This window comes from Lactobacillus sp. UMNPBX15 (assembly GCF_002553785.1).
Lineage (GTDB): Bacteria > Bacillota > Bacilli > Lactobacillales > Lactobacillaceae > Lactobacillus > Lactobacillus crispatus.
Genome location: NZ_PCYV01000003.1, coordinates 34059 through 46390 on the forward strand (window position 1 = coordinate 34059; position 12332 = coordinate 46390).

Sequence of the window (12332 nt, forward strand, 5' to 3'; positions counted from 1 at the left end):
AACTACTCCCCACTTGCTGTCTTTTCATCCTCAAAGTGGAATGACTTCCAGCAAGTACATCTTACCCAGTGACCTGGCGCAACTTCATGCACCTTAGGTTCTTCTTCATGTGCGCTAGCAGGAATCCAAGGAATTCTTGCAGCAAATCGATCTCCAGTACGTGGCATATTCTTAAGTGATGGCACAGTACCGTGAATTACGTGAAGGTCTTCATCCGTATCGTCTGATTGAGGCATTGAGTTAAGTAATGATCGAGTATATGGATGAAGTGGGTTTTCAAAAATTGTCTTTACATCAGATTTTTCAACAATTTGACCAGCATACATGACTGCAACTTCATCAGCAGTTTCTGCTACAACACCTAAGTCGTGAGTGATCAAAATAATCCCTGAGTGAGATTGTTTTTGAATATCTTCAAGCAAATCCAAAATTTGAGCTTGAATAGTAACATCCAAAGCTGTTGTTGGTTCATCGGCAATAATAACTTCAGGCTTACATGCAATCGCCATCGCAATTACAACACGCTGACGAAGCCCACCAGACAACTCATGTGGGTACATTTCGTACATTTCTTCAGGCTTTGGCATTCCTACTTGATTAAACAATTCAATGACACGTGCGTGACGTGCCTTTTCGTCCATATCAGTGTGGTAATAAAGAGTTTCAGCAACTTGGTCACCAACACGCATCAATGGGTTCAAGCTGGCTAACGGGTCCTGGAAGATCATTCCGATCTTGTCCCCACGAATCTTATTGAAAAGTGATTCATTCAAGCCAACTAGGTTTAATTCATTGTAAAGAATGTCCCCTGTTACTTTAGTATTTTTATGGTCGTACAATCCAATGATACTTGAGGCAATTGTACTCTTACCACAACCAGATTCACCAACGATGGCTAAAATCTCGTCGCGCTTCAGAGTCAGATTAACATCGTCTGCCGCATCATAGAATTTCCCTTGCAAACGGTATGCCGTATGCAGGTGTTGAATATCTAATAAAAGATCACTCTGCTTCTCCAAAGGTCATTCCTCCATCTCGAGCTTTTTTATTAAAAGCATTTAATCTTTTCTATTTATTTTCTAATTATAAACACAAAGCCGGTCATATGCAAATCACGACACGGCTTTTTTTAGAAAATTATCCTTGATGAGACTTAATATATGAAACAGCATCACCAATTGTTTTAATTTTTTCAGCTTCATCGTCAGGAATTTCTGCGCCAAATTCATCTTCCAATTGTAAAATAAATTCAACCAAATCAATTGAATCAGCATCTAAATCGTCCATAAAATTAGTGTTTTCAGTAATCTTGTCTTTATCAACATCAAAATTATCAGCGATCATGTCTTTGATTTTATTAAAAATTTCTTCTTCTGACATAAAACTTCTCCTTTTTAATAAAACATTGTACTATTTTTCAGCGAATTCGTCTCTAAAATCTGCAACAAGTTTTTCTTTAATCATTTTATCTACTTGCTTAAGAGTGAAATAAATTGGACGTTCATTTGATCTACCGTGGGTTTTAACTACCGGTGCATTAACGCCTAGTAAAACTGCACCGCCATATTTAGCCGTATCAAATTTAGATTTTAAGCTTGATAACGAGCCCTTCACCATTAAGGCACCTAACTTGGTCATTACACCGCCATTTAATAAACTATCTTTTAATAAATGAAGCAAGACGCTAGAGGTTCCTTCAATGTTCTTAAGTACAGCGTTTCCGGTAAAGCCATCGGTTACTACCACATCTGCCTTGCCTAATAGCAATTCATTACCTTCAATATTACCTAAGAAATTCAAATTACTTTCTTTAAGCAATTCATAGGCCTTTTGGTGAACATCATCACCCTTGTCGCTTTCAGCTCCATTATTTAAGAGCATTACTCGCGGATTTTTAATGCCGCGAATCTTCTCAGCATAGTACGAAGCCATTTCGGCCCATTGTAAAAGATATTCTGGCTTGCTTTTGGCATTAGCGCCGACATCGACCATATTAAAGCCATCATCACTATTTTGAACAGGTAAAGTGGGCATCAAGCCTGGGCGTATAATTCCCTTAATTCGGCCAATAATAAAAATTCCGCAAGCAAGCAATGCACCAGTATTGCCTAAGGAAAGCAACGCATCAGCTTTTCCTTCCTTAACGAAGTTAGCTGCCACAACCATTGACGAATCTTTCTTTTTTCTGATTGCCTTAACAGGTTCGTCTTCGTCAGCAATAACTTCTGTTGTTGGGACCACACCTAATTGATCATTAATTTGATCTTCAGGGATTAACTTTCTTAATGCTTCTTTATCACCAAATAATAAAAATTTAGTCTCAGGCATTTCAGCTTTAGCTTGTAAAACCGCCTTAACGATTGCATCTGGGGCATTTTCGCCACCCATCGCATCAATTGCAATTGTTCTCATATATTCACCACAATCTTTTCTAAATTCTGTTTTGCTCTAATTGCTTATATTCTAGCACTTGCTTAAGTGCCTTATGTCCTGGATCTGATAAATCAGGATCAGCCGCAACCAAAGCTCGTGCTTCTTTTTGCGCAACGACCAATGTATTGTAGTTATTTACTACATCACCCACACGAAATTCTGGCAATCCTGACTGAGCCTTACCAAACAAATCACCTTCACCGCGCATCTTTAAATCTTCTTCAGCTAATTTGAAGCCGTCATTGGTCGACGCAATAATTTTCATTCTTGCTTTACCTGAATCGGTCTTAGGATCAGCTAGAAAGACACAATAACTTTGTGTTTGTCCTCGACCAATTCGACCACGCAGTTGGTGCAATTGACTTAAGCCAAAACGATCAGCATTATAAATCACCATCATATTGGCATTAGCCACATCAACTCCAACTTCAATCACACTGGTAGTTACTAAAATATCGATCTCACCAGCTGCAAATGCAGTCATAATCTCATCTTTTTGCGCACCTGGCATTTGACCATGAAGCAGGACTACTTTGTGATTAGGAAAATCATGGCTTAATTTTTCATGCAATTCTTCTGCATTTTTTAAGTCTAACGTCTCTGACTCGGTAATCAATGGTGTCACAGCGTAAATCTGAAAGCCTTGATTTAGCTGCTCTTGCATTTGTCGATAGACTTCCTTCATTTGACTACTTGTTTTCCATGTGGAAATAATTGGCTTTCTTCCGGCTGGTAAATGATGTATTTCAGAGACTGTCATATCACCATAAACTGTCAAAGCCAGCGTCCGCGGGATTGGCGTAGCAGTCATTGCCAAAATATCTGGTTGATCGCCTTTATTAATCAAAGCTTGTCGTTGTCCTACACCAAAACGGTGCTGCTCATCAATAATGACTAGACCTAATTTTTTAAAGATAACACTATCTTGAATTAAAGCATGAGTGCCAATTACCACATTAATCGTGCCATCAGTTAATTCACGGTAGATCTCACGCCGCTCCAGTGTTTTTGTATTGCCTGTTAAAAGAGCTACTCGCACACCTAAAGGACGCAACAATTCATCGATTTTTTTGAAATGCTGAGTTGCCAGAATTTCTGTTGGCACCATCAAAGCCGCCTGATAGCCAGCTGTAATGGCTGCAAAAATCGCATAAACGGCTACAACAGTTTTTCCAGAACCAACATCACCCTGCAAAAGTCGCCGCATTTGACCATCAGAATGCATATCAGCAAAGATTTCATTAACCACATGCTTTTGATCATCTGATAATTCAAATGGCAGAGATTTAGTTAATTGAGCAATTTCTGTCAGATCGTATTTCTTTGCATAACCCATTTGTTTACCATCATTACGGGTCAATAAAGCTAATTGTAATTCAAAAATAAAAAACTCACGAAAAATTGCACTTCTCTTAGCTAGTTCAGCCTCATGACTATTCTTGGGGTGATGCATCTTTTCAATAATCATTTGATCATTGAATAAACGATATTCTTGTCGTAGCTTTTCTGGGACAATGTCCTGTACTTGATCAATAAAATCATCAATGGCTAAATTAATTAGATCAACTAGTTTCTTTTGTTTAACATGTCTATTAACCGGATAGATTGGCGCCATACCACTATCGTTTTCTTTTGCTGCTACAAATTTAAAGGCTGACAAACTTTGCCGGGCAACATTGTATTTACCATAAATAGCTACTTCTTGTCCGATCTCAATTTTATTTTTTAACCACGGCTGATTAAAAAAATTGACCATGATCACATCATGGTCAATTCTCATCTTGAAACTTAAGCGAGATTTCTTATAGCCAAACCGACTAACAAATGCTTCAGTAGCTACTATTCCCTTCAGCATTACTTTTTGACCATCCATGATTTGATCAAGCGGCAACGTTTGTAATTCGTCATAACGAAAAGGAAAGTAAAAGAGCAGGTCATAAATACTATAAATGCCTAAGCTTCCTAGTGCAGCTGCAGTCTTTGTCCCTACACCCTTTAAGTCTGTGACAGGAGCAAATAATGCATTATCAATCATTGTTATTCAACTGATACTAAGAAGTGATATACAGGTTGACCACCATCATGAATTTCAAATTCAAGATCATCATGTTTGGCTTCAAGTTGTTCAACTACTTCTTGTGCTTGCTCTTCACTAGCATCACGGCCAAACATAATTGTGATAATTTCTGAATCTTCATCCAGCATCTTTTCAATCATATCAACAGTAGTCTTAATTAAATCAGCATTGTCAACCTTAATCTTGCCATCAACAATTCCCAAGTAGTCATTCTTATGAATTTCTACTTCATCGATTTCAGTATCACGGGTAGCTTGAGTAACTTCACCTGAAACAACCGTATCTAAGTCCTCTGTCATAGCTTCCACATTTTCATCAACAGATGCATCTGGATTGAATGAAAGCATTGCGGTTAACCCCTGAGAAATAGTCTTAGTTGGTACAATACCAACCGGAATATCACTAACTTCAGCAGCCTGCTTAGCAGCCATAACAATATTACCGTTGTTTGGCAAGACAATAGCTTTCTTCGCACCAGACTTCTTGATTGCATCAATAAAGTCTTGAGTTGATGGGTTCATCGTTTGCCCACCCGAGATAATACGATTTACCCCTTCACTTTCAAACAACTTACGAATACCGTTACCTGAAGCAACTGCGATCACTGCAAAATCAACTGCTTCTTGTTGTTCTTCATCTTGGTCAACGATGCTTTCGTGTTGGATTCTCATGTTATCAATCTTGATCTTGCCTAATTGACCAAACTGACTACCGTATTGGAAAACATCACCAGGGTGTTCAGTATGAACGTGAACCTTAGCAATTTCACCATCAGAAACAGCTAATAATGAATCGCCCAAGCCAGACAAGTGCTTTCTAAATTCTTCCAAATCAAACTTCTTTTTATTTGGCACATCGGCATCAAGATCAACCATGATTTCAGTACAGTAGCCATTTTTAATATCTTGAGTAGCCAATTGGCTTTGAACTGAAGATTGGTGGTGCATTGCATTGATCATTTCATCCATTTCATTTTCGTCAGGTTGATATTGATCTGCAAAGTTTTCACCCATTAAGCCTTCCAAAAAGCCTTCATAGATAAACAAAAGGCCTTGACCACCTGAGTCAACTACACCAACTTGCTTCAAAACAGGCAATAAATCTGGAGTTGACTTAAGAGCCTTCTTAGCACCTTCAACTACAGCTTTCATTACTTCAGTTACATCGTCGGTGTCATTGGCTTTAGTAGCACCGGCTTGTGCAGCAACACGAGCTACAGTAAGAATAGTACCTTCAACTGGCTTCATTACAGCCTTATAAGCAGTAGCAACACCATTTGAAAAAGCATTTGCTAATTCCTGTGCAGTTAAGGTCTTCATCCCTTGGGTAGCCTTGTAAAAGCCACGGAATAATTGTGAAGTGATAACCCCACTGTTACCACGGGCACCCATTAGCATACCTTTAGCCAAGCTTTCAGTTAAATCACTAACACTAGTACTTGGATTTTCCGAAACAGCCTTAGCACCACTTTCAATGGTTAAGTTCATATTAGTACCAGTATCACCATCAGGAACTGGGAAAACATTCAAAGAGTTAACAAACTCCGCATTTTTACCAATTCGATGAGTGGCAACACGTACCATATCTCTAAATTGCTTACTATCTATCTCATTTAAAACCACTATTTAAAACCTCCGCTTGTGTTATTCGTCAAGTACCTTAACGCTTTGTACAATGACATTAACGGCCTTAGTGTCTATTCCTAATTGATTCTTCAAATTGAACTTAACACTATCTTGAACATTCTTACTTACTTCAGAAATCTTCAAACCATAACCAACAATAATGTACACATCAACCGTAATTTCGTTATCTTCTGACTTGACAACAACACCGCGCTTATAATTGGCACGATTAAGAATCCCGTCAAATCCATCGCGAATGGCATTCTTTGATGCCATACCTACAACGCCATAGTTAGACGTAGCTGCGCCACCAACAACAGTTGCGATTACACCGTTTGAAATATCAATCAAACCATCTTTTGTCTTGATCTTAACAGCCATGTTTCGTCCTCCGTCTTATTATCTATATATACGTTTATTATTTTATCATAGTAACGACATAATCAATAATTAAAATACACCTGAAAAAATCCTTTTAGTATTGAATTGCGCGAAAACATATGATAATCTAATTAAGTATGACATCACAAATAAAGGAGGTTTAGCAAATGGCAAAAGATTACGTAACAGGTAAGAAGACTACATTCGGTAACAAACGTTCACACTCATTGAACTCAACTCGTCGTGCTTGGAAGCCAAACCTTCAAAAAGTTCGCATTCTTGTTGACGGTAAGCCAAAGCGCGTATGGGTTTCAACCAAGGCTTTAAAGTCTGGTAAAGTTACTCGTGCCTAATAGACCAAGAGCTTGTTAGATCACTGATCTTGCAAGCTTATTTTTTTACTTATTTTAATGATTTATATAAAAAACGGTAAGAAGACCATTTTATTTTGTCTTCTTACCGTTTTACTTTACTTCATAATATTGTGATGCTTATCGTCATCAGGAATTTCGTCGGCCATTCTTTCATCAATTGGCGTGTATGCATACTCAGTAATCATTTCATCCAACTTAGTTGGCAAGCCCAAATCTTGATAAGTTACATTTCTAACTAAGCCATTGGATAGTAGCTACTTCCTTCTTCTTTTTATCAAAAATGTGAACGTGGTTCTTATGCATGTAGTCTTCTACATTTTATTTTGCACGGTCAAGTCTTGCTTCGTAGCGACCGTTTTCGAAACCAGCAATATCTTTTTCAAAGTCAATATATTTCATTTGAATTCCCTTGTTTCTTTTCTATAGTTCTATTTTAACCTATAAATCATGAAAACGATTAATATCTTTAGAATAAATTGCTGCAATCATACCATTTTGCAAGCTAATCCTGAATTCATTACTATTAGGCAAAAATTCATTTGATGAAAAAACACGAGGATAGTTTCCAGAATAGTGCTTCAACTCATATCTTGCACCAATAATATTAAAATCTTCGATTGCTGTTAAAGCTGCAAAACCAATATAAGAGTAATTTTTTCTTTTTTCAACAACATGCGTGCCTGCATTAAAAAAGCAAATTAGATTTTGTTGGTCAATCAACGTTACTTTTTTCGCATATAATCTCATTTCAGGATTTAGCAACACTAATAGATTGATCAAAAAATGATCCAATCTTCCACCTGTAGCACCAAAAATCACTAATTCATCCACATGATAATCTTCAAAAGCAATCTGCAACATTAGCTCAGAATCAGTCCAATCCTTGACAGGATTAGAATAACGAATGTCTTGAACATTACTTTCTATTTGGCTTAAGTCATTTTCGTGTAAAGAATCAAAGTCACCTACTGCCACATCAGGTATTATTCCCAGTTCTTCTAAAAACAAGGCACCACGATCAACCCCAATAACTAAATCAGCTTGAGCCAGCTTTTCTTCAATATCTTCAGGCCACAATTCAGTTGGACCGCCCAACAATGCATATGCTTTCATTACTTAATAATCTTTTCTAATTTATGTACTTGACTGCCAACATCACCATTTTCATACAAGTATGAACCAACAACAAATATATTAGCGCCAGCATTTTCAGCTAATTTAATAGTCTGATCATTAATACCGCCGTCGACCTCAATATCAAAATCAGAGCCGACAATCTCTCTAACTGACTTAATTCGACTAACTGATTCAGGAAGAAAACTCTGTCCACCAAATCCCGGCTTGACCGTCATTACTAATACTTGTTTCAGTAATGGCAAATACGGTTCAACCACTTCAACTGGTGTATCTGGACTAATTGCCAAAGCAGCATCAACGCCATTAGAAGCTAAATAATCGAACCAATAATATAACTTAGGCTTGTCCATTGCTTCATAGTGTAGTTCGACCAAATCTGCTCCTGCACTAACAAAAGCTGGTACCAACTTATCTGGGGCATCACTCATTAAGTGAATTTCAGCATCTGTCATCGGAAATTCACGCTTGAAATCTTTGATTAGTTGCGGTCCAAAAGATAAATTAGGCACAAAATGTCCATCCATAATATCAATATGAAAACGGCTAATTCCGGCCTGGACTGCATTTTCAATATCATTTTTAAGATCAATATTATTTGCGTTCAAAATTGAGGGTGCAATCATCATCAGCTATTACCTCTATTTTAAATATTCCGGTATGCGACCTTCACTAATCTCAGTCCGCATAGCCAAATAATCTTCATATCTACTTGCCAGAATTTCTCCGGCTTCAAGTAACTTCTTTACTTCACAGCCTGGCTCCTGCAAATGCTGACATCCGCGGAACTTACAGTGAATACTTGCCTTTTTAAACTCAACAAAGTAATTACATAACTCATTCAACTTGATTGGTGTCAAATCAATTGACGAAAAACCTGGCGTATCTGCTAAAAAGCCCGCGCCTAACTTAAAAAGTTCGACCTTTCTAGTAGTATGTTTCCCACGATTCAAGCTAGTTGAGATCGCACCAGTCGCTTGATTAGCATCTTTTTTTAAATGGTTAAGCAAAGTTGACTTACCAGCACCTGACTGTCCTGCTAAAGTCCAAATTTGATTTTTTTCAATCATTTTAGGAATCTGAATTTGCATTTCATGATAATCAGTGAAAACAAGATAACCTATTTTTTGATAATATGCTAAAGCTTGCTTGATTGTGTTTAACTTTGCTTCTGATAGCAAATCTGCTTTAGACAAGTAAATTGTTACACCAACTTTTTGCCAAGAAAAGAAAGTCAAAAAACGATCTAACAGCTCTACAGAAAAATCCGGTTCTACTGCAGAAATTACTAACAAAACATGACTTACATTAGCAACTGCTGGTCGCCCAATTCGATTAATCCGCGGCAAAATTTTCACCAGATAGCTCATTCCTTTATCATCTATCTGAATTTCCACATGATCGCCAACTGCCGGTTTTTGCTTTTTTTGACGAAAAACGCCGCGAGCACGCGTTCTCACGATACCCGCAGCGGTTTCTACATCATAATAACCAGCAATCAAACCAACGACGGTTCCTTGCGCTAGTTTCATTTATTTAGTCACCTTTTCATTCAAAACTGTATCGCCATTGCGAACAACCTTTAATTGTCCACTACCTTCTCTAATGTTAAATGGAATCGAGAAACTCATATCATGCTTAATATACAAGTCACGATAAATATTGTTCAAGGAATGATCATCATCCTTAATATAGATCTGGACATGATCACCCTTGCCATTAACGGATTCTGACTCAGAGTTATTGCTTCCTTTATCATTATCAGGCTTCTCACTCTTAGAAAGATCATCACCAACATAGTCAACGGTAAAGGTCTTAGTTACAGTAGTTTCCTTGTCTTCCTTTGGACCTTTCGAGACCTTGATGGTAACAGTTGAACCACGCTCAACCTTAGTACCCGGACCTGGCTCCATCGAAATTACTAAGCCCTTCTCAACATCATCAGAATATTCTTGATTGATTTGTAAAGTCAGGCCATGTTCTTTGGCATAGTCTTGAGCACTCTTCAAAGAATAATTACTTAAGTCTTTCAAGGTAACCATATTTGAATGTGATCTAGCCTGCTTGCCACGTGAAACTATCAACGTAATTGTAGTCTGGGTCGGCTTAACCTCTACACCTGCAGCAATGCTTTGAGAAATAACTTGATTTTCGTCAACTTTATTAGAATATTGGTCCTCTCTAACTACATCAAAGCCCATATTTTCTAATTTTTCTGCCGCTTCGGCATAGTTCTTCCCAACCATATCAGGAACTTTAACCATGCTAGAACCGCTGGAAACAATTAAATCAACGCTCTTTCCCCGCTCTAGACTATTGCCTGCAGTTGGTTTTGTCGCAATAACCCGGCCTTTTTTTATATCATCTGATTGTCGCCTAATAATTTTTCCAACCTGTAAGCCTGCTGCTTCAAGTTTACTCTCAGCTGCTTTTTCTGCAATATTAGTTACATCAGGAATATTAACATCCTGTCGTTTATTTCCAGTACCACTTAAAGCGAAAATCATCATAAAAATGATTAAACCCGCGGCAATAATTGAGATCAGCCACCACCATTTGTGACTTTTGACATTCTGTAAAAAAGTCTTTTTCTTTACTGGCTTGCTTGATTCTACTGATTCGGTTTTTGCTGGCTCCACCACTTCTTTTTCTTCCTTTTGTGGCTTAAATCCAGGCAATACAATTGTTTTATCATCGTTATTACCATGATATGGTACAAAAACCGGTTCATCTGCCCGTTCAGGATCCAAGCTACTATCCAAATCTGCTTTCATTTCCTGAGCTGTAGCATATCTATCTCGTGGATCTTTCGCGGTTGCCTTTAAAACAACATTTTCCAGCGCTTGTGGTACACTTGAATCTTTCTTGCGAATTGAAGGAATTGGTTCTTGCGCATGCTTCAGTGCAATTGCCACTGGTGTATCACCGTTAAACGGAACAGTTCCTGTGATCAATTCATATAAAATTATTCCCAAGGAATAGATGTCAGATTGTTTAGTAACCATTCCGCCACGCGTTTGCTCAGGAGACATATAATGAACTGAGCCCATTACTGAATTAGTTTGTGTAATCGAGCTTTGATTCAAAGCAACGGCAATTCCGAAATCAGCTATTTTAATATTGCCGCGCTTATCCATCAAAATATTTTGTGGTTTTAGATCACGATGAATAACATTGTGCTTATGAGCTAATGCAACTGCACTCAATATCTGATCCATAATTCGAATAATTTCATTTAAATCCAAAGGTGAATTTTTTTGAATATATTCTTTTAGATTAGGACCATCAACATACTCCATTACCATGTATGGCAAACCATGATCGGTACCTACATCAAGTACAGAAACAATATTAGGATGACTTAATTCACTTGTAGCTAATGCCTCTCTTTGAAAACGAGCTTGGGTTTGCGGTTCATTCTGCAAATCAAGGCGTAAAATTTTAACTGCCACCTTACGTTGCAGGATAATATCTTCCGCTAGATAGACATTGGCCATTCCGCCTTCACCTAAGGTATCGATGATGCGGTAACGTTCCCCAAGCAGATAACCTTTATCGATCACTGCTCTCGTCCTCCTTGTTCCAAATTAGACAGACAGTAATATTATCACCACCACCTAATCGATTGGCCTCACTAATCAATTTATTACAACGTTCTCTTAAGCTAAGCTCCTTAGTTGCCAAAATTTGTTGGATTTGTGGATCGCTAAGTGAATTGGTTAGGCCATCAGTACAGAGCAAAATAATGTCGTTTCCCCCCATCTTGATCTCATCAAATTCAGGATCAATCGTACTTGAGACGCCTAATGCTTGCGTAATAATATTTTTCTGGGGATGGTGTTTAGCTTGTTCTTTAGTAATCTGACCCATCTTAACTAATTCGTTAACCAAAGAATGATCTTCAGTTAATTGGACAAATTTACCTTCAGAATAACTATAAGCCCGAGAATCACCTAAATGAGCAATTAAGGCATTTTTATCAAATGCAAACGCCAATACAATCGTTGTCCCCATTCCATTTAAGTCAGGAAACTTATCAGCAGTCTTTAAAATTGTTTCATTTTCAGAATTTAATTGCACATCAAGCCATTTATGAGCAAGATTAGCATCTGCAAAGTCAGTCATACTAAAATTATGTCCTAAATGGGTGACTGCCATTGTTGAAGCAACGTCACCACCTTGATGGCCGCCCATACCATCACAGACAATTGCTAAGACAATTCCCTTTTGATTTTTAAAAACTTTTACAAAATCTTGATTGCTTTTCCGTACCTTACCAATACTCGAAGCGTATGCTGTTTCAATCAA

The 12332-nt window shown here is 37.8% G+C and carries 12 protein-coding genes; 1 reads left to right on the forward strand and 11 read right to left on the reverse strand.

The window, feature by feature from the left end; genetic code table 11:
- Positions 1–2: 2 nt before the first annotated feature.
- The 6 genes from CP366_RS01605 to CP366_RS01630 all read right to left on the reverse strand — a co-directional run bounded on the left by CP366_RS01605 (position 3) and on the right by CP366_RS01630 (position 6516).
- Positions 3–1019: an ABC transporter ATP-binding protein gene (locus tag CP366_RS01605; protein ID WP_005723130.1), complete on the reverse strand. Its 1017-nt coding sequence runs from the start codon at positions 1017–1019 to the stop codon at positions 3–5.
- Between the two features lie 118 nt (positions 1020–1137).
- Entirely contained in the window at positions 1138–1380 is a 243-nt protein-coding gene (gene acpP, locus CP366_RS01610) for an acyl carrier protein (RefSeq protein WP_057726637.1), read from the reverse strand.
- Positions 1381–1410: 30 nt separating this feature from the next.
- Positions 1411–2412: a phosphate acyltransferase PlsX gene (plsX, locus tag CP366_RS01615; RefSeq protein ID WP_089147613.1), complete on the reverse strand. Its 1002-nt coding sequence runs from the start codon at positions 2410–2412 to the stop codon at positions 1411–1413.
- A 19-nt stretch (positions 2413–2431) separates the two neighbouring features.
- Positions 2432–4468 carry an ATP-dependent DNA helicase RecG gene (recG, locus tag CP366_RS01620; RefSeq protein ID WP_089147614.1) on the reverse strand — a complete coding sequence of 679 codons (2037 nt, stop codon included), beginning with the start codon at positions 4466–4468 and terminating at the stop codon, positions 2432–2434.
- Positions 4469–4470: 2 nt separating this feature from the next.
- Positions 4471–6132, reverse strand: a complete 1662-nt coding sequence (locus CP366_RS01625; RefSeq protein WP_005719368.1) for a DAK2 domain-containing protein — start codon at positions 6130–6132, stop codon at positions 4471–4473.
- Positions 6133–6153: 21 nt separating this feature from the next.
- Positions 6154–6516 carry an Asp23/Gls24 family envelope stress response protein gene (locus CP366_RS01630; RefSeq protein ID WP_005719370.1) on the reverse strand — a complete coding sequence of 121 codons (363 nt, stop codon included), beginning with the start codon at positions 6514–6516 and terminating at the stop codon, positions 6154–6156.
- Between the two features lie 167 nt (positions 6517–6683).
- Here CP366_RS01630 and rpmB point away from each other — a divergent pair, with 167 nt between their 5' ends.
- The gene (gene rpmB, locus CP366_RS01635) at positions 6684–6869 is read left to right on the forward strand and encodes a 50S ribosomal protein L28 (protein ID WP_005719372.1); all 186 of its coding nucleotides are present in this window, start codon (positions 6684–6686) and stop codon (positions 6867–6869) included.
- A gap of 459 nt (positions 6870–7328) precedes the next feature.
- Here the strand turns inward: rpmB and CP366_RS01645 are convergent, their stop codons facing one another.
- The 5 genes from CP366_RS01645 to CP366_RS01665 are packed head-to-tail and all read right to left on the reverse strand — an operon-like array spanning position 7329 to position 12332.
- The gene (locus CP366_RS01645) at positions 7329–8003 is read right to left on the reverse strand and encodes a thiamine diphosphokinase (RefSeq protein ID WP_065989486.1); all 675 of its coding nucleotides are present in this window, start codon (positions 8001–8003) and stop codon (positions 7329–7331) included.
- Positions 8003–8653, reverse strand: a complete 651-nt coding sequence (gene rpe, locus CP366_RS01650; protein ID WP_005719376.1) for a ribulose-phosphate 3-epimerase — start codon at positions 8651–8653, stop codon at positions 8003–8005. The genes CP366_RS01645 and rpe overlap by 1 nt, the downstream gene beginning before the upstream one ends.
- 12 nt (positions 8654–8665) lie before the next feature.
- Entirely contained in the window at positions 8666–9556 is an 891-nt protein-coding gene (gene rsgA, locus CP366_RS01655; RefSeq protein ID WP_005726269.1) for a ribosome small subunit-dependent GTPase A, read from the reverse strand.
- Positions 9557–11587: a Stk1 family PASTA domain-containing Ser/Thr kinase gene (pknB, locus tag CP366_RS01660; RefSeq protein WP_035443735.1), complete on the reverse strand. Its 2031-nt coding sequence runs from the start codon at positions 11585–11587 to the stop codon at positions 9557–9559.
- Complete coding sequence (locus CP366_RS01665; RefSeq protein ID WP_005719381.1) at positions 11577–12332, reverse strand: Stp1/IreP family PP2C-type Ser/Thr phosphatase; 756 nt, start codon at positions 12330–12332, stop codon at positions 11577–11579. The genes pknB and CP366_RS01665 overlap by 11 nt, the downstream gene beginning before the upstream one ends.